This window comes from Myxococcus stipitatus DSM 14675 (assembly GCF_000331735.1).
GTDB classification, from domain to species: domain Bacteria; phylum Myxococcota; class Myxococcia; order Myxococcales; family Myxococcaceae; genus Myxococcus; species Myxococcus stipitatus.
Map to the genome: position 1 here is coordinate 2164442 of NC_020126.1, position 21674 is coordinate 2186115.

The 21674-nt window shown below is 69.2% G+C and carries 17 protein-coding genes; 9 read left to right on the plus strand and 8 right to left on the minus strand.

Annotation, left to right across the window (positions count from 1 at the left end; translation table 11 throughout):
- Window positions 1-11: 11 nt before the first annotated feature.
- The gene (locus MYSTI_RS08650; RefSeq protein WP_015347345.1) at window positions 12-1688 is read right to left on the minus strand and encodes a long-chain fatty acid--CoA ligase; all 1677 of its coding nucleotides are present in this window, start codon (window positions 1686-1688) and stop codon (window positions 12-14) included.
- Between the two features lie 143 nt (window positions 1689-1831).
- Window positions 1832-2476 (minus strand): helix-turn-helix transcriptional regulator, encoded by a 645-nt coding sequence (locus MYSTI_RS08655; protein WP_015347346.1) that lies wholly within the window; start codon window positions 2474-2476, stop codon window positions 1832-1834.
- Between the two features lie 51 nt (window positions 2477-2527).
- On the opposite strand from MYSTI_RS08655, the gene MYSTI_RS08660 reads away from it, so the two are divergent.
- Window positions 2528-4984: a DNA polymerase domain-containing protein gene (locus MYSTI_RS08660; protein WP_233278216.1), complete on the plus strand. Its 2457-nt coding sequence runs from the start codon at window positions 2528-2530 to the stop codon at window positions 4982-4984.
- Between the two features lie 213 nt (window positions 4985-5197).
- On the plus strand, window positions 5198-7870 hold the full coding sequence (locus MYSTI_RS08665; protein WP_015347348.1) for an MYXO-CTERM sorting domain-containing protein: 2673 nt from the start codon (window positions 5198-5200) through the stop codon (window positions 7868-7870).
- Between the two features lie 44 nt (window positions 7871-7914).
- Here the strand turns inward: MYSTI_RS08665 and MYSTI_RS08670 are convergent, their stop codons facing one another.
- Window positions 7915-8946, minus strand: a complete 1032-nt coding sequence (locus MYSTI_RS08670; RefSeq protein WP_144370022.1) for a hypothetical protein — start codon at window positions 8944-8946, stop codon at window positions 7915-7917.
- 161 nt (window positions 8947-9107) lie between these two features.
- Here MYSTI_RS08670 and MYSTI_RS08675 point away from each other — a divergent pair, with 161 nt between their 5' ends.
- A complete protein-coding gene (locus MYSTI_RS08675) occupies window positions 9108-9719 on the plus strand; it encodes a hypothetical protein (RefSeq protein WP_015347350.1) in 612 nt (203 codons plus the stop codon).
- 15 nt (window positions 9720-9734) lie between these two features.
- Here the strand turns inward: MYSTI_RS08675 and MYSTI_RS08680 are convergent, their stop codons facing one another.
- Entirely contained in the window at window positions 9735-10388 is a 654-nt protein-coding gene (locus tag MYSTI_RS08680) for a hypothetical protein (protein ID WP_015347351.1), read from the minus strand.
- Between the two features lie 98 nt (window positions 10389-10486).
- Here MYSTI_RS08680 and MYSTI_RS08685 point away from each other — a divergent pair, with 98 nt between their 5' ends.
- The 3 genes from MYSTI_RS08685 to MYSTI_RS08695 all read left to right on the plus strand — a co-directional run bounded on the left by MYSTI_RS08685 (window position 10487) and on the right by MYSTI_RS08695 (window position 13407).
- Window positions 10487-11533, plus strand: coding sequence for a sensor histidine kinase (locus tag MYSTI_RS08685; protein WP_015347352.1), 1047 nt, complete (start codon window positions 10487-10489; stop codon window positions 11531-11533).
- Complete coding sequence (locus MYSTI_RS08690) at window positions 11530-12315, plus strand: LytR/AlgR family response regulator transcription factor (protein ID WP_015347353.1); 786 nt, start codon at window positions 11530-11532, stop codon at window positions 12313-12315. Before MYSTI_RS08685 ends, MYSTI_RS08690 begins: the two co-directional genes overlap by 4 nt.
- 114 nt (window positions 12316-12429) lie before the next feature.
- Window positions 12430-13407: a TolB family protein gene (locus MYSTI_RS08695; protein WP_015347354.1), complete on the plus strand. Its 978-nt coding sequence runs from the start codon at window positions 12430-12432 to the stop codon at window positions 13405-13407.
- Window positions 13408-13526: 119 nt separating this feature from the next.
- Here the strand turns inward: MYSTI_RS08695 and MYSTI_RS08700 are convergent, their stop codons facing one another.
- Window positions 13527-14354 carry an AraC family transcriptional regulator gene (locus MYSTI_RS08700; RefSeq protein WP_052350942.1) on the minus strand — a complete coding sequence of 276 codons (828 nt, stop codon included), beginning with the start codon at window positions 14352-14354 and terminating at the stop codon, window positions 13527-13529.
- Between the two features lie 202 nt (window positions 14355-14556).
- Here MYSTI_RS08700 and MYSTI_RS08705 point away from each other — a divergent pair, with 202 nt between their 5' ends.
- The 3 genes from MYSTI_RS08705 to MYSTI_RS08720 all read left to right on the plus strand — a co-directional run bounded on the left by MYSTI_RS08705 (window position 14557) and on the right by MYSTI_RS08720 (window position 17156).
- Window positions 14557-14961, plus strand: coding sequence for a DUF3224 domain-containing protein (locus MYSTI_RS08705; protein ID WP_044283426.1), 405 nt, complete (start codon window positions 14557-14559; stop codon window positions 14959-14961).
- Between the two features lie 973 nt (window positions 14962-15934).
- Window positions 15935-16186, plus strand: a complete 252-nt coding sequence (locus MYSTI_RS08715) for a DUF7660 family protein (RefSeq protein WP_015347358.1) — start codon at window positions 15935-15937, stop codon at window positions 16184-16186.
- A gap of 298 nt (window positions 16187-16484) precedes the next feature.
- Entirely contained in the window at window positions 16485-17156 is a 672-nt protein-coding gene (locus MYSTI_RS08720; RefSeq protein ID WP_015347359.1) for an SMI1/KNR4 family protein, read from the plus strand.
- Window positions 17157-17168: 12 nt separating this feature from the next.
- Here the strand turns inward: MYSTI_RS08720 and MYSTI_RS08725 are convergent, their stop codons facing one another.
- From MYSTI_RS08725 to MYSTI_RS08735, 3 genes are all read right to left on the minus strand, one after another.
- The gene (locus MYSTI_RS08725; protein ID WP_015347360.1) at window positions 17169-19628 is read right to left on the minus strand and encodes an ABC transporter permease; all 2460 of its coding nucleotides are present in this window, start codon (window positions 19626-19628) and stop codon (window positions 17169-17171) included.
- Between the two features lie 264 nt (window positions 19629-19892).
- The gene (locus tag MYSTI_RS08730; protein WP_015347361.1) at window positions 19893-20768 is read right to left on the minus strand and encodes an NAD(P)-dependent oxidoreductase; all 876 of its coding nucleotides are present in this window, start codon (window positions 20766-20768) and stop codon (window positions 19893-19895) included.
- A gap of 59 nt (window positions 20769-20827) precedes the next feature.
- On the minus strand, window positions 20828-21589 hold the full coding sequence (locus MYSTI_RS08735) for an SDR family oxidoreductase (protein ID WP_015347362.1): 762 nt from the start codon (window positions 21587-21589) through the stop codon (window positions 20828-20830).
- Window positions 21590-21674: the final 85 nt, after the last annotated feature.

Consider the following 21674-nt stretch of genomic DNA (forward strand, 5'->3'; position numbering starts at 1 on the left):
GCGGAGGTGCTTCAGGCCACCTTCTTGTCGCGCAGCTCGCGGCGGAGGATCTTGCCCACGTTCGTCTTGGGCAGCTCCGTGCGGAACTCAATCTTCTTGGGCCGCTTGTAGCCGGTGAGCTGCTCACGGCAGAAGTCCATGAGCTGGGCCTCCGTGAGCGCCGGGTCCTTCTTCACGACGAAGAGCTTCACCACCTCGCCGGAGTGCTCGTCGGGGATGCCCACCGCCGCCACCTCGAGCACGCCGGGGTGCATGGCCACCACCCCCTCGACCTCGTTCGGGTAGACGTTGAAGCCGGACACGAGAATCATGTCCTTCTTGCGGTCGACGATGGTGGTGTGGCCGCGCTCGTCCATCACGCCGATGTCGCCGGAGCGGAAGAAGCCGTCGGCGAACATCACCTTGGCCGTCTCGTCCGGACGGTTCCAATAGCCCGCCATCACCTGCGGGCCGCGGATACAGATTTCGCCCGGCTGGCCCATGGGAACTGGATTGCCGTCGTCGTCCCGGATGGCGATCTCCGTGGAGGGAATCGGCAGGCCGATGGTGCCCGAGTACTCCGTCGCCGTGGGCAGGTTGCTGGTCGCCACCGGAGACGTCTCCGACAGGCCGTACCCCTCGATGATGGGCACGCGGGTGATGGCGAACCACTTCTCCGCCACCGCGCGCTGCACGGCCATGCCGCCGCCGTTGCAGATCATCAGCTCGGAGAAGTCGAGGTTCTTGAAGTCGGGGTGGTTGGCCAGCGCGTTGTAGAGCGTGTTGACGGCCGGGAGGATGTGGAACTTCTGCTCCGACAGCGTCTTGATGAAGCCCGGGATGTCGCGCGGGTTGGGGATGAGCACGTTCATCGCGCCCAGGCGGATGCCCATCAGCCCACAGACGGTCAGCGCGAAGATGTGGTACATCGGCAGCGCGCAGATGATGTTCAGCTGCGCGATGTTGCGCCCCCGCATCGCCGGGTCCAGGAACGCCTCCACCTGGAGCACGTTGGCGATGGCGTTCTTGTGCAGCAGCGTGGCGCCCTTGGAGACACCCGTCGTGCCGCCCGTGTACTGCAGGAAGGCCACGTCGTTGTGCGTGGTGGCCACCGGGTTGAGCGTGCGCTTGCCGCCCTCCGCCAGCACCTGCTTGAAGCTCACGGCGCGCGGCAGGTTGTACGCCGGCACCATCTTCTTCACCTTGCGCACCACGAAGTTGACCAGGGTGCCCTTCAAGGCCCCCATCAGGTCACCCATGGTCGCCACGACGACGTGGCGCACCGGCGTCTTGTCCAGCACCTGCTCCAGCGTGGTGGCGAAGTTCTCCAGGATGAAGATGGCCTGGGCTCCGCTGTCCTTGAGCTGGTGCTCCAGCTCGCGCGGCGTGTAGAGCGGGTTGACGTTCACCACCACGTAGCCCGCGCGCAGGATCGCCGCGATGCAGACCGGGTACTGCAACACGTTGGGCATCATCACCGCGATGGTGGCGCCCCGCTCCAAGCCCCGGGACTGCAGCCACGCGCCAACGCGCCGCGACAGCGCGTCCAGCTCGCGATAGGTGATGCTCTTGCCCATGCACTTGAACGAAGGCCTGTCCGCGTACTTGGCGAAGGCCTCCTCCATCAGGTGCGTCAGCGACGGGTACTGCTGGATATCAATCTCCGCCGGGACTCCAGGCGGATAGTGCTTCAACCAGGGCTTCTCCATCGGCTCGCCTCCAAGGCGCGATTCGTTGATGGGTTGGGGGTGCCGGATGGTAGCCCGATTACGGACGTGTAACGTTCCTTCTGTGACGGAAGTTTAACGTCTGTCTTTGATGCACTGCGGCATGGGCAGACACGGCCCGCCGCTCAGGGCTCGAAGGGGCGGACGACCTCGGCCTGGATGATGCGGTCCAGCCGGTATGGGCGCCGCTCGCCGCCCTTCACGTCCTGTGTATCCAGGCGCGTCTCGTGGCGGTCCATCACCACGGAGAGGATGCGGACCTCTCGCGTGGTTTCCAGGAAATTGCCGTCCACGTAGGTGATGCGGAGGACCTGCTGCTCGAACCAGGCGCGCTCGATGGCCGCTCGCACCGAGGCCTTGCTGGGCAGCGAGGGCACGCCCAGGAACGACAGCTCCTTGAGTCTGTCCAGCAGCTCGCGCTGAGCGGACGTGGAGAGGGCCGAGCGCACCTTGTCCAGGGCGGACTCCAGCGTGCCGGTGAAGGGCAGCAGCCGCATGTCGATGGCGAAGCGGCCCAGGGCCACCAGCAGTGCGGCCTCGCGCGCGGTGAAGTTCACCGGCGGCAGGCTGTAGCTGCGGTCCAATGCATAGCCACCGCCCCGGCCTCGCTCCGCGGCGACAGGCATTGACGCATCGCGCAAGGAGTCGAGGTCGCGGTAGATGGTGCGGATGGTGACGCCGAAGCGTTCGGCCAGGGTCTCCGCGGTGACGCCGGTGCGGCGGCCCCGCAGATACTCGGCGAGTGCGAAGAGTCGCTCGGTGCGTTGCATGCGTGGATACCTGACATACCGCTGACACCGGTGGGCGGCAAGCTGTGGGGCATGATGCGGGGCATGGTGGAGGACGAGTGGCTGTGGGGCTGGGACGCGACGCCGGGCATTGTCTCGGTGTGGGCGGAGCCCGACGGTCGCGCGTTCGTGTGGAGGCGGCTGCCGGACACCGGGGCGCTGGTGCGCGAGGACGTGCGCTTCCGGCCGTGGCTGGTGCTGTCGACGCTGGAGGACCTGGCGCACCTGGGGACTCGGCTGCGGCCGGAGCGTGAGGGCCCGGCGCCGCGCTGCGTGACGTACCAGGAGCTGTCCGGGCCCGGAGCGCTGCGCTACCTGATTCGCGCGGAGGATGGACGCGCGCTGGTGTCGGACGTGCTGCAGGGCGTGTCCCGTCGGCTGGGGCAGGTGTTCACGAACCTGCGGGACGTGAGCCCGGGCCTGGTGCTGTCGCTGCCTCCGGAGGACCAGTACCTCACGGCGTCGGGGCGTACGTACTTCCGGGGGCTCTCCTTCGAGGCGCTGCACCGGCTGCAGTTCGACCTGGAGACGACGGGGCTGGACCCGGCGAAGGACCGCATCTTCCTCATCGCGATGAAGGGGCCGCGCGGCGACGCGGAGACGCTGGAGGCGCACGGCGAGGGGGATGCCGCGGAGGCGGACCTGCTGCGCCGCTTCGTCGAGCGGGTGCGGGTGCTGGACCCGGACGTCATCGAGAACCACAACCTGCACGGCTTCGACCTGCCGTTCGTCGCGAGGCGCGCGAAGCACCTGGGCGTGGTGCTGGCGCTGGGGCGCGCGGGTGCGCCGGGCCTGCGGCACCGGCCCTCCGCGCGGGGCTCGGCGCTGGGGCGCGGGGCGGAGCGCAACGCGGATGCGATGCGGCGCGCGCGCTACACGGTGCCGGGGCGCGAGTTCATCGACACGCTGGACGCGGTGCTGCGGCACGACTTCTCCGCGCGAGACCTGCCGGGCCATGGGCTCAAGGCGGTGGCGCGGCACTTCGGCCTCGCGGGGCCCGCGCGCGAGTACATCCCCGGCGCGAAGGTGCACGAGGTCTTCAAGACGGACCCGGAGCGGGTGCGGCGCTACGCGCGGGACGACGTGGGAGAGGCGGAGGGAATCGCGCGGGTGCTGGGCGGCGCGGCCTTCGCGTTGGCGCGCATGGCGCCTCGGCGCTACGAGCGACTGGCGGACGCGGGCGCGGCGACGGGCGTGCTGGACCCGCTGCTGGTGCGCGCGTACCTGCGCTCGGGCGTGGCGCTGCCGGCGCACGAGGAAGGGGACGGTACCTCGCACAACGGGGCGGCGCTGCACCTGTTCGCCACGGGCGTGGCACGGCGGGTGGTGAAGGCGGACGTGGCGAGCCTGTATCCGTCGCTGATGCGCGAGTACCGCATCGGCCCCAAGCGGGACAAGTTGGGGGCGCTGCTGGCGCTGGTGGACCGGCTGGTGGAGCAGCGACTGGCGGCCAAGCGGCGAGGGCGCGCGGCGCCGCCGGGCTCGCCGGAGCGGCATGAGAACGAGGCGCTCTCCGCGGCGATGAAGCTCATCGTGAACTCGGCCTATGGCTACCTGGGCGCGGTGGGGCTGACGCGCTTCGCGGACGTCCACGCGGCCAACGAGGTGACGCGGCGGGGGCGCGCGGTGCTGGCGCTCTTGTGCCGGGAGCTCGCGCGCCGGGGCGTCACGCTGCTGGAGGCGGACACGGACGGCGTGTACTTCGCGGTGCCGGAGGACTGGCGCGAGGAGGATGAGCGCCGGGTGGTGTCGGAGGTCGCCGCGCTGCTGCCTCGCCTCGTGCAGCTCGAGTTCGAGGGGCGCTATGCGGTGATGCTGTCACACGAACCGAAGAACTACGCGTTGCAGACCTACGACGGGACGCTGCACCTCAAGGGCGTGGCGTTCCGCTCCAGCCGCGCGGAGCCCTTCGGAGAGGCCTTCCTGCGCAAGGCCCTGCGCTGTCTCCTGGCGGGAGACCTCCAGGCGGTGCGGGAGACGTACGTCTCCACGGTGCTGGCGCTGCGCAGGCGGCAGGTGCCCACCTCGGAGGTGGCGGCGAACGTGCGGCTGACGAAGGACTCCACGCAGTACGGCGCCGTGCGCGAGCGCCGGCGGGAGCTGGCCTACGAGGCCCTGCTCGCGGCGGGGAGGAAGACGTGGGCCTCCGGCGAGCACATCCGCGTCTACCGCGCGGGGGGAGGACGCGCGGGCCTGTTGCCCGAGCGCGAGCCCGATGACGAGGGCAGCACGCCCATGTCCGGGGCCGAGGACCCGCGCGACTACGATGCGGAGTACTACGTGCGGCTCCTGAAGGAGACCTTCGCCGCGCGCCTGGAGCGAGGCGTGACGCGCGCCGACTTCACCACCCTCTTCGAGGACCCGGGCCAGCCGTCGCTCTTCGCGCCGTCGCTCGCGGACTCGCGCCCCATCCTCACGGTGGTGGCGCCGCCTCCGGATGACGCGCTGGCCGAGGAGACGTCCTCGGCCGCCGCTCCGGCGGAGCGCTAGTTCCCTCATCGCCAAGGCGCGACCGCGCGAACCCATCTCCCGGGTCAGCCTCGCCCCGATGCGGGTCGCTTCCCGGCTCCTGACCTGGGGGACTGGACCCAGGAGGGGGGGCGATATCCGGGATATTCGCTGATTTGGAAACTATTGTAGCTGTGTAGCGATAATCGCGAGTGCAGGCTGGTCGAGTCTCTTTCCCCCTCATGGAGTCCCCCAGTGCGTCGCCCGTGGTGGTTGCTGTCGTGCCTGCTCGTCCTGGGGCTGCCCACGCGCGCGCCGGGGCAGTCGCTGGTGGACGCGGGGGCACCCTTCGGGCTGCTGCCCCTGATTGACGAGGTCCACTGCGGAGACCCCTCGGACCCGCATCCGGTGGTGCATGGCGCCAACAGCACCTCGGTGATTCGCTCCCTCACCTTGGAGGGCGTGACGCGTCCGGTGCGCGCCATGACGATGGGCCCGCAGGCCAAGTCCTTCTCCTACAAGCTGGGCGTGGGCAAGGGGCTCCAGGCCGGCCGTGCGTACCTGCTGGTGGTGGAGTACCCGGATGACGAGTCGCGGACGATGGCCGTGGCCAACAAGGGCGCGGACAAGTTCCGGGGCTTCAGCACCGGCACGTCCATTGGCGACTTCCGGGAGCAGTACGCGTACCCGAATCCGGAGTCGCTCAAGTATCCGCTGTCGCGCAAGTGGCAGCAGTTCCGCCAGTTCTTCTACCTGCATGACCGCTTCGCGCCCATCGTCGGTCAGCGCAACGTGGAGGACACGCGCCGCCCCGAGGGGCCGGCCAATGGCTTCTGGGTCTCCGTGGGGCACTTCGCCCGTCACGGCGCTCCCACCGACAAGGGCACCGCCGTCTCGCGCATCCGGCTGTTCGAGGTCCCGAATCCCTCCCGCCTGGACCTGGTCATCCACTACCCGCCCGCGCCGCTGCCTCGCCGGCATGTGTTCTGGCGCGAGGAGATGAATGACGACACCGCCCTCTGCGCCCAGGGCGAGGACACCGGCTGCCAGCCCGCCGCAGCACCCGAGACCTGGTTCGACTACCGACTGAAGCAGGCGAAGTTCCTGGGCATCGACACGTACGCCCACGACCTGCTGGAGTTCGGCTACACGGAGGGTTGGAACGCGGACCCGTTCTCTCCGCCGCCCTGGTACGTGCAGCCCCGGGACTCGACGCTGTGGGCCACGGCGGTGTCTCGCGCGGCGGCGCAGGGCCTCTCGGTGTTGCCCTACTACGAGTACTCCGGCGCCATCGGCGGAGAGCGCGTCTACACGAGCACGCGCTGCGCGCTGGACTCCGACTGCAAGTCCCTCTCGAAGTGGCACGTCTGCCTCACGCCGTGGCACCAGCCCTCCGTGTGTGGACTCAAGCCGCTGGGGGAGCAGCGCCGGTGCAGGCCGCTGTTCGACCGCGAGGGCGACATCTACTCGCCCATCTACTGGTCCGACGACAACTGCGTGGACGTGTCGGACCCGGACGCGCTGGCGGACGTGAAGAAGCTGATGGACGCCACGGTGCTCCACTTCAAGGGGCAGGTGGACTTCCTGGGCGCGTGGTTGCGCACGCGGCCCACGGACCTGCCCGTGAGCTTCTCTCCGGAGGCGCTCGGCCGCTTCTCCGACGACACGGGACAGAGTGTGTCGCGCGCCATGCTCCAGACGAACCCCACCCTGCGCGCGGGCTATTACGAGTGGTGGTTCGCGAAGCGGCGCGCCTTCCTCGAGGCCATCCGCGACCACCTCCGGAGCAACGGGGTCGCGGATGCGCAGGTCCTCTTCACGCCGTATCCCGAAGAAGGGCTGCCCACGCCGGAGGACCTGTCGGACATGGCCGTCACCGTCACCGACGACCCGGCCGCGTGGACCGCCGTGGATGAGCAGGGCTGTTGCGCGCCGGGGGACACGTCGGACCGCTGTTGCCAGTACCGCTATCCCCCGGCCGGGTTCAGCGCCTTCGTCCAGAGCGGCACGTACCGCAAGGCCCTCACCTCGGACGAGCTGCCGCCCACCGAGCACCTCAACCGCTCCTGGGGCGAGCCGTTCAACAGCTTCCCTCCCGCGGACCCGGACCGCTTCCAGGCCGCGGAGGGTGTCTCCCTGACGTATCCCTTCAACCGGCTGTTCAGCGTGGCGGACCGCGCGCTGTTGAGTCGCTTCCGCTCGATGTCCGGTCTGGCGATGGTGCACCACTTCCCGCTCAACGAGGACGACGGCAAGGGCGACTACGCCAACGACACGGCGGACGACCGGTATGGCAACTGGCCCATGGGTGGGCTGTGGGGTTACCTGGCCATGTCGGTGGACCGGCAGGGGCCGTACTCGATGCTGGCGGAGGCGCGCGCCGTGGCGAACGGCGACCCGACGCTGCTGGGCTACCTGGAGGCGTCGTCCATCAGCCGAGGCTTCCCCGAGTACACCCGCGCCTTCCACGCGGCGTTCCTCGCGCTGCCGGCGCTCCCCAGCACGGTGGTGCCCGGCGCGGCGTCGGATGCGGAGGTCGTGGTGCGGAGGATGGCCACGGCGCACGGGAACTTCTATGCGGTGGTGAACACGTCGATGCACGCGAAGGAAGGCATCGACATCACGCTGCCGAGCGAGTCGCTGCCCATCATCGACCGGGTGAGTGGGAGCGTCGTGTCGGGCAGGGGCCTGAGTCTGTACCCCGGCCAGCTGCTCGCGTGGCAGGTGGGCGGCGTCAGGGCCTCGGCGGACGCGGAGCACGGGCGCGCCGTCCCAGGGGCTCGGCTGGGGTGGCTCTTCAAGCTGCTGTCGACGGGGGCCGAGTCAGGACAGGGCTGCGGAGGGTGTGGCGCGCACGGGAGCTCCGGCGCTCTCCCCCTGGCGGGACTCTTCGGGTGGGTGTGGTTGCGGCGTCGACGCCGCGGCTGAGGACGCCCCGGCGCTCACGCCCTGCATCCGCTGCGCGAGCTCCGTCACCGGGCGAGGGGCGACGTGTTCCCCCGCACCGAGGGCGTCTCGGGAGGAGGTGGGGCCATCAGTCGCGAGGCCGTGCTGGGGCGGCGGGGGGGACGCCATCCCAGCGACACCCGCAGGTAGGGCGCGGGCCGCGTGGAGCGAAGCATCTCCACGTCCACCCGGTCGCGGTTCCGGTCGAGCAAGGCGTAGTCATTCAGGACGTCGAGCCCGATGGAGGAGCTCACCCAGAGGCTTCCGCCGCCCAGCCGCGCGTTCACCGTGGGCCCGACGCGGAGCTGGGTCTCCCGCACGTAGTGCGCGTGGGGGCCCTGCGGGGCCTGGGGCATGCGCGTGCGGAACACCTGCTGGTCGAACGCGCCCGTGAGGCCCACCTCCAGCCCATCGCCCACCTTCAGCAACATCGCGAGCCGAGGCAGGCCCAGCTCCAGGATGTACGGGCCCTTGCGGTAGACGAACGACGCCATGGGGAAGACGGGGCTGATGTCGAACGGGTACAGCGCCACCAGGCCGAACGTCACCCGCACGCCCGGGTCTCCGCCCACCAGGTAGCTGGCCATCGCGAAGCCGGCCCAGTTCGTGTCGAGCCCGAAGTCGTAGGGGCTCCGGAAGTCCGTGCGGGTGCTCGCCATCGCGCCCATCATCACCATCCATCGGGGCGCCACCGGGCGAATCAGCGTGAGGCCCATCTGGAGCACGTGGAAGCGCCGGCCCAGGTCCTCATCCTCGGGCATGTCCGCGAGCAGGCCCTTGCGCTCCAGCCCCATCCAGCGCGTCTCGTAGCCCACCGTCGGCACGAGCACCGTGCGGCCCAGGAAGAGCGGCGGCAGCGGCAGCCGGAGGTCCAACTGCTGACGCTCGTCCAGGCTGCTCCCGCGCGGGCCGATGTCCGTGCCGCGCGCGAGGGTGAACCCGACATAGGCCCGGTCCTCCAGCGTCTGCGCGGTGGCCGACGTCGCGAAGAGGAGCACCCAGGTGAAGAGCGCCGCACGGACGGCGAGGGGACAGGATATCCCTCCTCCGTGAGACATTCTTCGTCGGGCATTCCTGGTCGCCGCCATGTGGACCTCACGTCCTGTTGCGAGGAGGAGGCCCCAGTATACAGGGCTCGCGAAAGACAGGAGGCGGCCCTCCGGTCGAGGCCCCGACATTCCGCTCGTCAGTGTCGAGTGGGACGCCTAGCCTTGTTCGCATGAAGATTCTCGAGAAGTTGCTCCAGGAGGCCTCGCTCCAGCCGCAGGTGGGCACCCCCGCCAAGCGGGCCGCGCTCAAGGCGAAGCTGTCGTCCTCGGGGCCCGCGAAGCAGGTGGCCAACGGGATGAAGGTCTCCGAGGGCGAGGACCAGGTCATCGACGCCGTCCGTGTGACGGTGAACGGCAACCTCGTCCTCGAGGACCAGGGGCGCCTGCTCGTGACGGGAGACCTGGTGGTGGAGGGCAACATCATCCACGAGGGCTTCGACTACTCGCTGCTCTTCGTGGGGGGCTCGCTCAAGGCGAAGAACCTGCTGGTCCACGGCGAAGTCGTGGTGCTGGGGGACTTCACCGTGCAGGGCGTGGCGTGGACCTACTACAACGACTACTCGACGTACGCGGACACGCTGACCGCGAAGCTCGTCGTCTCGGACGACCGGGAAGACGCCATCGGCAAGGTGCGCGCGGACCACCACCTGGTGGGGCACTCCAGTGAGATTGGTCCCGAGCTGAGCAAGCTCCTCAAGAAGGGGCTCGTGGATGAGGAGGGCGAGTGGTCCTACACCACGCTGGCGAAGAAGCTGGCGAAGCAGGAGGACCTGTTGCCGTGACGTCCCGTCATGGCCTCAAGGAGGCGTGACGCCGTCCGGGTAGAGGTCCTCGGGCGGAAGCACGCGGACGTTCGCGACATAGGCCTCCAGCCAGTCGAGGAACGTGCCGAACACGGGGCCCGACGCGGCGTGCGTCTCCTCCCAGACGAAGCGCCGCGTGTCCTGGAAGCGGGCCCAGTCCAGCTCGCCCATGTGGTTGAGCACGAGCGCGGGACGCTCCTGGCCTTCGCCGCTCGGGGTGACACACCACTGCACGTCCCTGGGGAGGCGGTGGGCCGCGGCGAACGGAACCAGGTGCGCGGTGGTGATGGGACGATGGCCGATGGCGACGCCCGCGGAGATGCGCACCCACCGCGTGCACTCCAGCACCTCGTCGGGTGAGTACACCCGGAAGTCGGCGGGCAAGGCGGTCCACTCGGGCGGCTCGTCCTCTTCGGCGCGGAGGACCTCGACGCGCGCGGAGGCGCACATCCTCCAGAACTCCCTCAGCCCCGGGGCCAGCACGTCCCCTCCCTCGGAGGGCGGGACACCGAGCAGCTCCGGGAGCAGCGCCAGGTCATCCTCGGCCACGGGCTCGCCCAGCACGAGCCTCCCACCGAACCCCTGGGCCCACTGCTCCACCTGCTTCAACAACTCCCGATAGCGCTCCTGGACGACCTGCTCATTCATGCCCGCGAGGATAGGTGCAAGCAGGCGGGAGAGGGGGTGGGACGAACGGTTGGGCCGGATGTGACCCCTCGTCTCCAGTCCGTGTACCTTGCGCGCTCATGGCACGTGGAAGTCAGTGGAAATGGTGGGTGGTGGCCTGCGCCTACTGGACCTTGCAGGGGCTCGCGGCCTCCAGCGAGGCGCACTCCGTGCGGGGCGTGACCTGGTCCCACGCGCTGCTCACGGATGGCTTCGCCAACGTGCTGTGGGTGCCCATCACCGTCGCCGTGCTGAACCTGGGGCTGCGCTTCCCCATCGAGAAGCGCCACTGGCGCTCGCGGGTCGCCCTGCACGTGGGCGGCGCGCTGGTCGTCTCGTTCTTCCGCGCCACCGTCATCTACTCGCTGGACCCGTATCTGGGTTGGTACTCCACGCCTCCGGCGTACCTGTCGGTTCTGGAGCACGCGCTGCTCTACAACCCGTTCATCTACCTGCTGATGCTGGGCCTGGCGCACGGCCTCTACTTCGCCGAGCAGCTCCGGCTGAAGGACACCCAGCTCGCCCGCGCGCAGCTCCACGTCCTCAAGTCGCAGCTCCACCCGCACTTCCTCTTCAACACGCTCAACTCCATCTCGGCCCTGGTGCACAAGGACCCTCGCGGCAGTGAGCGGATGATTGCCCGGCTGAGTGACTTGCTCCGAGGCACGCTCGATTCGGCGGCCCGCGAGGAGGTCCCCCTGCGCGACGAGCTGCGCACGCTCCAGCTCTACCTGGACATCCAAGGGGTGCGCTTCACGGACCGGCTCCAGGTGAAGCACGAAATCGACCAGGACACCCTGGGCGCGCACGTGCCGTACCTCTTGCTCCAGCCCCTGGTGGAGAACGCCATCCAGCACGGCATCGCCCCGCGCTCCGCGCCGGGCACGGTGACGGTGGCCGCCCGACGCGACGGTCCCGAGCTGGTGCTGGAGGTCCGCGACGATGGCGTGGGCCTGCGCTCCGGGACGGCGGCGAAGACCGCGGGCGGAGGCAAGGGCCTGTGGATTACGCGCGAGCGGCTGGTGCAGCTCTACGGGCCCGCGCACAAGCTGGAGCTGAAGGGGCGTGAGGAGGGCGGGGCGCAGGTCTCGTTGACCATCCCCTTCCGGACGGAGTCGGTGGCATGAGCACGGCCATCCGCGTGCTCATCGTCGACGATGAGCCCCTGGCTCGAGACCGGGTGCGGGAGCTGCTCGCGGACGCGCCGGACATGACCCTCATCGGCGAGTGTCGCGACGGCACGGAGGCCATCGCCGCCATCCGCGCGGAGCGCCCGGACCTGGTCCTGCTCGACGTGCAGATGCCGGAGCCGGACGGCTTCGGCGTGCTGAGCGCGGTGGCGCACGAGTACCAGCCCGCGGTCATCTTCATCACCGCGCACCGGGACTTCGCGGTGCAGGCGTTCGAGGCCAACGCGCTCGACTACCTGCTCAAGCCCTTCGACCGGGAGCGCTTCCACCAGAGCCTCGCGCGGGTGCGGGAGCGCCGCCGCACCGGGGCCACGGAGCTGGACGCGGAGCTCATCGAGCGGCTGGAGTCGCTGTCGCATCGGCTGCCTCCCGCGTCGGAGCCCTACGTGAAGCGGCTGGTCGCCAAGGTGGGCTGGCGCATGCGCTTCCTGCGCGTGGAGGACATCGACTACCTGGAGGCGGAGGGGAACTATGTCTCCGTCCACCAGGGCAAGCAGTCCTACCTCACGCGCGAGACGATGAACGCGCTGGAGGAGAAGCTGGACCCGAAGGACTTCGTGCGGGCGCACCGCTCGCTCATCGTCCGCCTGGACCGCATCGAGGAAGTCGAGCCCTTGGGGCCGGGAGAGATGGTGCTCACGCTGCGCGATGGCACCAAGCTGACGTCGGGCCGCAGCTACCGCGCCAGGCTCCAGCGCGCCTTGGACTTGCCGACGTGAGCGTGCGCCGGGGTTGAAGTCCACCGTTGACCCCGGAACCTCCACTGTTCGTCACATCCTCATCGGTCATCGCGCGGCGCCGGGCGACTGTGTCTCCAACAAAGGAGACGTCGCATGCACTCGTTCACCTCGAAGAAGTCGTGGTCCGTTGGCCTTGTCGCCGCCATGTCCTCGCTGTCCATGGCCTGCGCCGCGCAGGAGCCGGAGTCCGCCAAGGTGGCGGAGGCGCTCGGTGCACAGGGCGTGTCCAGTGAGGCCCTGTGGGGCCTGACCTGCCCCACGGGTGGCAGCATGTTCGCCCCCGGAGAGGTCTCCCTGCCGGAGCGCTCCGAGTACCGCCTCACGTTCTCCGCGGACGGCAACACCGCGTACTACCACGTGGATGCCGCGGAGGCGCCGTTCCAGGCCATCTACGAGACGCACAAGGTGAATGGCCACTTCACCCCGGGACAGATGGTGTCCTTCTCCGGCACGTACCTGGACACCGACCCGTTCCTGTCCCCGGATGGCCAGTCGCTGTTCTTCTCGTCCACGCGCCCCATCACCGGCACCGAGGAGCGTCCGGACTCCGACCTGTGGGTGGTGCACAAGCTCGCGGACGGAAGCTGGGGTGCGCCGCAGCACCTGGGCCCCAACATCAACTCGGACCGCATGGAGCTGTACGTCAGCGCGGACCGCGCGGGGAACCTGTACTACGCGAGCGGCACGTTCGACTCGGACTTCAACATCTACCGCGCGGAGCGCCGCGGCCCCGGTTACGCCCCCGCGCAGAAGCTGCCCATCGCCATCAACAGCGATGACTTCTGGGAGTACAACTCGCACATCTCCGCGGATGGCCGGGTGCTCATCTTCGCCTCGCTGAACCGTCCCGAGGGCCACGGCCTGGGAGACTTGTACGCCAGCCTCAACCTGGGCGGTGGCCGGTGGACGAAGGCCATCAACCTGGGGCCCAAGGTGAACACGGAGAAGGACGAGTTCCACCCGTCGCTGAGCGTGGACGGACGCCGCCTCTACTTCGTGCGCCAGACGTGGAACCCGTTCGTGCCGTCGGACTTCTACGAGCTGGATACCTACTGCCTGCTGTTCCAGTGATGGCCGGGGCGCGGCGCTTTGGGGAGTGACGCGCCCGGGTTGTCATGTCGAGAAGCGGGGCGGGCGGAAGGTGACAGGGGACGCCTTCCGTCCGCTCCGCTGTTGTGCTTGCTACGTCGCTACTTCGCGGGGCGAGTCCTGCTGGCGGCGGCGCGGGCCGCGTACTCACCGGGCGCGCAGCCCACCAGCGCCTTGAAGTCGCGGATGAAGTGAGACTGGTCGAAGTAGCCCAGCTGGAGCGCCAGGGTCGCCATGTCGGGTGCGTCGGGGCGCGCGAGCTGCTCGGCGGCTTCGTGGAGCCGGTAGCGCTGGAGGACCCACTTGGGGCTGACGCCCACCGCCGCGCGGAAGCGCCGCTGGAGGTTGCGAGGCTCCATCCCCGCGAGCTCCGCCACCTGCTCCATGCGCGTGAGGGATGCATCCTGCGCGAGCCGCTCCACGAGGTCTCGCAAGCGAGCGATGAGCGGCGGCATGGGCGGAAGGCGGGGCCGGAGGAAGTCCTGGGCCTGGGCCACGCACCTGTGCAGGTCCGGCTCCGTGAGGAGCGTGGCCTTCAGCGCATCGCTCTCGGGGCCGAACACGGAGCGCAGGCTCACCGTGCGGTCCGTCAGCGTGGACAGCGGCTTGCCCAGCACGGGCTGGAAGGCGGCGGGGCGGAACTTGATGCCGAAGACGCGCGCGTGTCCTCGCAGCCACTGGCGGAAGCGGCGCGAGTGGACGCCGGCGATTCGCGCCTGACCCTTCTCGAAGACGAGGTGGATGCAGGGGTGGGGGAGTGTCTCGGCGAGCAGCGGGGGCTCGCCGCGCAGGTCCCAGCGCACGATCCAGAAGTGCTGGATGTACGGCTCCAGGTCCGGGGCGGGGGCGAAGCGCTCATGCGCCACCTTGCCCTGGGGGGCCTGGCGCTGGAGGACGCCTCGAGGTGCATCGATGCGGGGACGGCTCACCGCCGCGCATTCTGTCGGCGTGTCGCGTTTTTGCAATCCGCCCCGCGTGCGCTCGCGTATCTGACGGGCCACTTGGATGAGGGCTGCACCCATGATGAATGCGGGGACGAAGTGGCTGGCATGGGCGCTGGGCGCCGTGCTGTTTCAGGGATGCGCGGGGAGCCGGGCGGTGGTTCCCTCAGAGACTCGGAGTGAGACGAACATGACGAAGCACGTGAAGGGCCCCTTTGACGTCAAGGTGAAGCCGATGGCCCCGGACGCGGAGCCGCTGGCGTACCCGGTGGGCCGGATGTCCATCGACAAGAAGTACCACGGGGAGCTGGAGGGGACGGGCTCGGGGCAGATGCTCGCGACGATGGATGAGAACGCGTCCGGGGGCTATGTCGCGCTGGAGCGCGTCACGGGCACGTTGCAGGGGCGCAAGGGCAGCTTCGTCATCCAGCACTCGGGGCTGATGGCGCGGGGTGTTCCCACGCTCGTCATCACCGTGGTGCCGGACTCGGGCACCGATGAACTCAAGGGGCTGACGGGCACGATGATGATTCACATCGACGCGCAGGGGAAGCACACCTACGAGTTCGACTACGCGCTCGCGGAGACGCCGTAAGGGCGACTTCGAGCCGGTCGCGGAGCGGAGGGGGGCTCGCGGGCCACCGCTTCATGGCCCGCCGCCAGGATTCGTGGCTTCGAGGCTCGTCTCGAACAGGCGGGTGGCTCTCGCGACCCAATCCGCGAGTTCCTCCCACCCTTCGGGCGGCTTCCACCACCACTCAAAGCGCATGTGCCGCGCGAAGTTCCTCAGCTCGACGCCATAGGAGACTCCGTCGGTCCCTATCCTGGGTTTTCCGAAGTGGAGGGCGGGCATGTGCAAGCCTTCCGCTTCCATGAGGAGCTGCTGCCAGGCCTCATGGGGGACGTCCGCATCGGTGACCAGGAGCCGGGGCGCGGCTGTAGCTTCCCCAGGTTCACGTGCCCAGACAACGCGCCGGACCCTGGGGAACGTGTCGTCCTGTCTCCGCCCGGCGTTCCAGAGCAGCCATACGCGTGGGTTGCCTCTCAAGGCGGGGTACGCCCAGATGCGAAGCCATTGAGACGAGACGCGGAGAGCGGGAGCCGCCGTTTCCGGATGCTCCAGCACCTGGTGCGCCTGCTGCTTTTGCGTTCGTACGTCGTCACCGGCTTCGCGTGTTGTCTCCATCTCAAGTCTCCATGCAGAGCATCGTGCCGCCTCTTTGTGGCACGGCCTCGCTCGCCAGCATGGCGAGGTGAGGCGCTTTCCGAGGGCCGTGTCTCCGCGCTACATGGGCGTCATGGATCGCGCGACCTGACGAGTGGACTTGAAGGCGCTGTTGGACGCGTTGGATTCCTGGGCCCGGGAGCGGGGGGCGATTGGTTCGAGAGGCCCCGCTCTCGCAGACGGAGGACGGCTTCCTTCTTCCACTTCGCCGAGAACCGACCGCGCTCCGCCGACCTGTCCTGCTGTTGCTTCTTCTTCACATCAACCTCACGAGGGGCGGCTATCCCGAGAGAGGTGTCTCAAGAAATCCTGCGGCGGAGGAGTCCATCCGAGTGAGGGGGCAATGAGTACAGCCGATCCACGAGCGATTCGCAGCCGTGAAGATCTTGCCCAGTTCGTGCGAAGCCTCGCCAAAGACCTCAAGCAGCAACCAGAGGCATGGGAGAACGCTGATCTCGGTTCATTCCTTGATGCGATGAGCGCCTGGATCGAGGACATGGACGGCTACTACGTCAACAGGGGTGAAGTCGTTCCGCCCCAACCCGAGTGGAGAACGTTGGCAGAGATCCTCACGGCAGCTCGGGTCTACGAGTAGCCCAGGCTCAACCTGAACCTTGCGCCCCACCCACGTTCTCCCAGGGGCTCAGGCCGCCGGATCGAGCCCTGCTGGAGTGGTGCCACCGTTACGACGAGCACTGGCTATGGGAGCGTCACAACTTCCTCTCACCGAGTCGGGCTCGGCAAGAGCTGATGCGGGCAGCCCGATTACTACCACCCTGGTGTCTCAACAATCCGGTGCGGTACAGACTGGGGCACTCCTCTCGGAGCTTGGTGACGAAGCCGTCCAGGAGGCTCTTCCCGCCCACCGCACCGCCGGATAAACGGGACGGTACATGGCGAGCGCGACCTGGCGAGAAGACCTGAAGGCACTGTTGGACGCGATGGACTCCTGGGCTCGGGCTCGGGGCTGGCGATTGGTTCGAGAGGCACCGCTCTCGCCGGCGGAGGTGGATGCGCTGCCTGGCCTGTTGTCCACCTACGAGTGGGAGCTGCCCACGCCGTTCGTCGAGGAAGCCTTCCCGGTCCCCGCCAGCTACCGCGAGTTCCTGCTGCTGCACCGCGAGGTGCGGCTGGAGCACCAGCCGGACGGGACGAACTGGGAGACCTATCGCCCGTTCCATGTCTGGGCGCCCACGCTCGACTCGCTCACGGCCTCGTGGGTTCCGGCGGGGACGGACGTGGGAGACGACCAGGGGGACATCACCACCACGGACCTCATCGCCTTCGCGGACGCGCATCTGGGCAGCGAGGCCGCTCGCTGGTGCTTCTACACGCGCACCCCACCGAAGAACGGTGAGCTGCCTGTCTTCATGGAAGACAACGACTTCGAGACGCTGACGGGTCACTACGTGGACTCGGGCGAGTGGCTGGACCCGAACAACCCTCCGACGCCCGCGTTCGCCAGCTTCGAGGCGTGGTTCACCCGCGTGTGTGAAGTCGTCCGCCGCGAGGACCTGGACCTGGAGGACGTGCGCGCCGTGGGGAACGCCATCCTCGCGAAGTGAGCCGTCCAGGCGCTACTCGCCGCGCAGGGCCACCTGTGGGTCGACCCGGGTGGCCCGATGCGCGGGAAGCCACGTCGCGAGCAGCGCGACTCCCGCTACCAGCACCGACAGGGAGCCGAAGACCACGGGGTCCGTCGCGCTGACACCGAACAGCAGGCTGGACAGCACACGCGTCATCCCCCAGGCCCCGAGCAGTCCCAGCACCACGCCCGCCAGCGCCAGCCGCATCCCCTGTCCCAGCACCATGCGCAACACGTCCCCGGGGCGCGCCCCCAGTGCCATGCGGATGCCAATCTCCCGCGTCCGCTGACGCGCCGAATAGGCCATGACGCCCGACAGGCCCACGCCCGCCAAGAGCAGCGACAGCAGCGCGAACACCGCCACCAACAGGGACACGAAGCGTGGACGCGCCGTGGCTGCATCCACGCGCTGCTCCATCGTCCGCAGCGCGCTCAACGGCAGGTCCTTGTCCAATGCCGCCACCGCCGCGCGCACCGAGCCCGCGAGCGCCAGCGGCTCCAACTCCGTGCGCGCCGCGAAGGACATGAAGAAGAGCGAGCGCTGGAGCGCCGGCACATACGCCTCTGGACGCACGTCCTTGTCCGGCCCGTCGTAGCGCGTGTCACCCACCACGCCCACCACCGTGAGCCAGGGCGTGCTGGAGTCGCCCAGCCGCAGGCGCTGGCCCACCGCCTCGCCCTCCGGGAAGAACCGCCGCGCGGCCGACTCGTTGAGCACCACCACGGGCTGTGTTGCCCGCGTGTCCAGGACCGTCACCTCGCGCCCCCGCCGCACCGGGATGCCCAGGGATTGGAAGTAGCCGGAGGTGACCACCTGGAAGCCCACGTTCGCGCTCTCCTCCGGAGACGGCGGCGCGCGTCCTTCCACCTCCACCTCGAACCAGATGTTGGCGCCTCCCAAGGGCAGGTCCGTCGCCGCGCCCGCGCTCCTCACGCCGGGCAGCGACGCCACGCGCTCCGCCACCTGCTGGAAGAAGGCCCCTTGCCGCGCCTCGTCCGGGTACTTGTCACCCGGCAGCGACAAGGACCACGTCAGCACGGACTCCTCGCGGAAGCCCGGGTCCACCTCCTGCAATCGCCACAGCGTGCGCAGCAGCAGCCCCGCGCCGATGAGCAGCACCAGCGCGAGCGCCACCTCGCCCACGACGAGCACATCACGCGAGCGCTGCCCTCCAGCGAGCTTCCCGCCCCCCGTCTGCCGCAACACCCCGTTGAGGTCCGGGCGCGACGCCTGGAGCGCGGGCAGCAGGCCGAAGAGGACCCCCGTGGCCAACGACACGCACAACGCGAAGGCCAGCACCCGCCCATCCACGCGGACCTCGTCCAGCCGAGGCAGCTCCGCGGGCACCAGGTGCATCAGCCCATCCAGTCCCCACGCGGCCAGGAACACGCCCAGGGCCCCCGCGAGCAGCGCGAGCACCAGGCTCTCCGTGAGGAGCTGGCGCATCATCCGCCCTCGGCCCGCGCCCAGCGCCGCGCGCACGGCCATCTCCTGCCGCCGAGCCGCCGCGCGCACCAGGAAGAGGTTGGCCACGTTCGCGCAAGCGATGGCCATGACCAGCCCCACCGCCGCCAGCAGCACCCACAGCACGGGCCGCACATCGCCGACAATCTGCTCCCGCAGCGGAACCAGGGTGATGCCGGAGTGGAGGTTGCTCGCCGGATACTCCTGCTCCAGCCGCTGCGCGACGGCGCTCATCGCCGCGCTCGCGCGCTCCAGCGTCACGCCCGGCTTCAGCCTCCCGAGCACCCGCAGATAGGACGTGTCGCGCGACTGACTGAGGTCCAAGCCCGCGCTCGCGCCCAGCTGGGGGATGTCGTGGAGCGGCGCGGGAATCCAGAGCTCGGGAGGCTCGGTGGGGGTCGTCTTGCGCGGGCCGATATCAGGCAGGGTGAAGCGCTCCGGCATCACCCCGACGACCTCATGGCTCCGCTCATCCAGCCGAATCGCGCGGCCGATGATGTTCGGGTCCGAGCCGAAGCGGCGCTTCCACAAGCCGTGGCTCAGCACCACCACCTGTCGAGGCCCCGTCTCCCCGGCCACGGGCTGGAACGTCGTGCCCAGCGCCGCGCCCACGCCCAGCACCTGGAAGTAGTTGGTGGACACGCTGGCGCCGCGCAGCCGCTCGGGCAGGTCGTCGCCGGAGAGGCTCACGTGGAGCTGGGAGAAGGCGGCCAAGCCATCGAACACGTCGCCCTGTGCGCGCCAGTCGAGGAAGTTCGCGGGGGCCACGGACCAGCGCGGCATCGTCGGTGTCCGCGACCACGCCATCACCAGCCGGTCCTGCTCGGGGAAGGGCAGGGAGGAGAGCAGCACCGCGTTGACGACGCTGAAGATGGCGGTGTTGGCGGCGATGCCCAACGCCAGGGTGAGCACCGCGACGACGGTGAACACGGGGGACCTGGAGAGCATCCTCAACGAGAGGCGTAGGTCCTGGGTGACGTCCGACATGGGCGCTCCGGGGCAGGCGTGGCCGCTGCTACCGAGCAAGGTCCGCGCCACCCTCGGCCCAGACGGGAGTCATCCTCCGGTTCGCTCGCGAGTGCCCGCTCGTGGGAAGTGGCTTCCCAGTTCTGGCACACGCGGGGGACAGGAGCTGACCCATCCGTCGGGGTGGGCCTGCTTCAGCGCCTGGAGTTCTTCAGCCGAGACAGAGGCCCCCGCCGCGCCTCGAGTGAGCGGCAAGGGCTCCAGGACCTCGGGGGCGACGGTGCTTCACTTCAGGAAGCGGGTGAGGATGGCGAAGTCGTCCTTGCCGTGGCCCGCCTTCACCGCCTCGCGGATGACGCTGTACATGGCATCGGCGACCCCTCGGTGGATGTTGCGCTCCTCGCACAGGGCCAGCAGGTGCTGGAAGGCCACGTTGTGGGCCTCGAGTGACGCCAGGGTCTGTGCATCGGCGGTGAGCCGGTTCTGCTGGACGCGGGTGAGGACGTCCGCCACGGCGCCCTGGGTGACGGGCTCCGTCAGCTTGATGAACGCCGTCGTCTTCTCCAGGGGGATTCCCTCTGCTCGGCTGATGGCCAGGGCCTGGAGCGTGCCGAACAGCGTGCCCCACATCTGGAAGAGCAGGGCGCTGTCGAGCGCGGACGCGTGGCCCACGTCCTCGCCCACGTGGGACGTGGCGCCGCCCAGCACGTTCAGCACGGCGCGGTGCTTCTCGAACAGCGCGGCGGACCCCGAGTACAGCAGGGCGCACTCCGCCTGCCCGATGAAGTCCGGCGTCGCCATGATGGCGCCGTCCAGGTAGTCGATGCCGTGCTGGCGCGCCCACGTCTCCTGCTCACGCGCCAGGGCGGGGGAGCCGGACGTGAGCTGCACCAGCAGCTTGCCACGCAGCTCCCGCGTCACCTCGTCCTGCCGCAGCAACTGGTCGCTGGTGTCGTAGTCGAGGACGTTCACCACGATGATGTCCGAGCGCTTCACCGCGTCGCGCACGGTGTCCGCGAGGTGCGCTCCCAGCTTCGCCAGGGGCTCGCTCTTGGCCTTCGTGCGATTCCAGACCGTCGTCGTGTAACCACTCTGGAGGAAGGCCTTGATGAGCGCGGACCCCATGCGCCCCGCGCCAATGACAGTGAGGGTGGGCTTCATATGCAGTGCTCCGGTGTTTGGGATTGAGGAAGCCGGGCCCCCGCGAGGGCCCGGGAGAATCAGAGCTGCGAGAGACCGCCGTCGACGGGAAGCTCCGCGCCGGTGGTGAACGTCGCCTCGAAGCCGAGGAACAGCACGCCTCGGGCCACCTCGTCGGTGGAGCCGATGCGCTTCATGGGCGTGTGCTCCTCGCCCTCCTTCTCGAAGGCCGCCACCTCTTCGGGCGTGGCGCCCGTGACTCCCAGCGTCGGCGTCCGGGTGAAGCCCGGGCTCAGCGCATTCACGCGGATGCCCTTGGGGATGAGCTCCGTTCCCAGCACCCGCACGAGGGAGCGGATGGCCGCCTTGGAGCCGCTGTACGTGCTCATCCCGGGCACGCCCAGCTCATCCGCCACCGAGGTGATGAAGACGAACGCGCCGCCCGAGCGGACGTGCGGCGTCAGGCGCTGCGCGGTGAAGAACGCGCCCTTGGTGTTGAGGTTGTACGTCTCATCGAACTCGCTCTCCGTCACCTGCTCGAAGGGCGTGAGCTTGGAGTAGCCCGCGTTGATGACGACCAGGTCCACCGCGCCCAGCTTCTGCTGGACGGTGGTGGCCAGCGCGTCGATGTCGCGCAGGTCCGTCGAGTCGGAGCGCACCACGTGGGCGCGAGGGCCCAGCTCCTTTCGCGCCGCCTCCAGGGCCTTCTCTCCGCGCCCGGTGAGGAGCACCTCCGCCCCCTCCGCGAGCAACATCTTCACCGTCGCGAGCCCGATGCCCGCCGTTCCTCCCGTGACCACTGCCTTCTTGCCTGCGTACCTGCCTGCGTTGCTGGTGCCCATGTGTTCGTTCGACCTCGTCTTTCGAAGTGGGCGAAGGAATACCGGGGGCCCTCCCGCGAATCGCGCACGCTTGGATGATTCGGGA

Excerpts from the sequence above, each read along its gene's own strand:
- MYSTI_RS08650 (WP_015347345.1), bottom strand. The coding sequence starts at position 1,688 with ATGGAGAAGCCCTGGTTGAAGCACTATCCGCCTGGAGTCCCGGCGGAG.
- MYSTI_RS08655 (WP_015347346.1), bottom strand. The coding sequence starts at position 2,476 with ATGCAACGCACCGAGCGACTCTTCGCACTCGCCGAGTATCTGCGGGGC.
- MYSTI_RS08660 (WP_233278216.1), top strand. The coding sequence starts at position 2,528 with ATGATGCGGGGCATGGTGGAGGACGAGTGGCTGTGGGGCTGGGACGCG.
- MYSTI_RS08670 (WP_144370022.1), bottom strand. The coding sequence starts at position 8,946 with ATGTCTCACGGAGGAGGGATATCCTGTCCCCTCGCCGTCCGTGCGGCG.
- MYSTI_RS08675 (WP_015347350.1), top strand. The coding sequence starts at position 9,108 with ATGAAGATTCTCGAGAAGTTGCTCCAGGAGGCCTCGCTCCAGCCGCAG.
- MYSTI_RS08680 (WP_015347351.1), bottom strand. The coding sequence starts at position 10,388 with ATGAATGAGCAGGTCGTCCAGGAGCGCTATCGGGAGTTGTTGAAGCAG.
- MYSTI_RS08685 (WP_015347352.1), top strand. The coding sequence starts at position 10,487 with ATGGCACGTGGAAGTCAGTGGAAATGGTGGGTGGTGGCCTGCGCCTAC.
- MYSTI_RS08690 (WP_015347353.1), top strand. The coding sequence starts at position 11,530 with ATGAGCACGGCCATCCGCGTGCTCATCGTCGACGATGAGCCCCTGGCT.
- MYSTI_RS08695 (WP_015347354.1), top strand. The coding sequence starts at position 12,430 with ATGCACTCGTTCACCTCGAAGAAGTCGTGGTCCGTTGGCCTTGTCGCC.
- MYSTI_RS08705 (WP_044283426.1), top strand. The coding sequence starts at position 14,557 with ATGACGAAGCACGTGAAGGGCCCCTTTGACGTCAAGGTGAAGCCGATG.
- MYSTI_RS08715 (WP_015347358.1), top strand. The coding sequence starts at position 15,935 with ATGAGTACAGCCGATCCACGAGCGATTCGCAGCCGTGAAGATCTTGCC.
- MYSTI_RS08720 (WP_015347359.1), top strand. The coding sequence starts at position 16,485 with ATGGCGAGCGCGACCTGGCGAGAAGACCTGAAGGCACTGTTGGACGCG.
- MYSTI_RS08725 (WP_015347360.1), bottom strand. The coding sequence starts at position 19,628 with ATGTCGGACGTCACCCAGGACCTACGCCTCTCGTTGAGGATGCTCTCC.
- MYSTI_RS08730 (WP_015347361.1), bottom strand. The coding sequence starts at position 20,768 with ATGAAGCCCACCCTCACTGTCATTGGCGCGGGGCGCATGGGGTCCGCG.
- MYSTI_RS08735 (WP_015347362.1), bottom strand. The coding sequence starts at position 21,589 with ATGGGCACCAGCAACGCAGGCAGGTACGCAGGCAAGAAGGCAGTGGTC.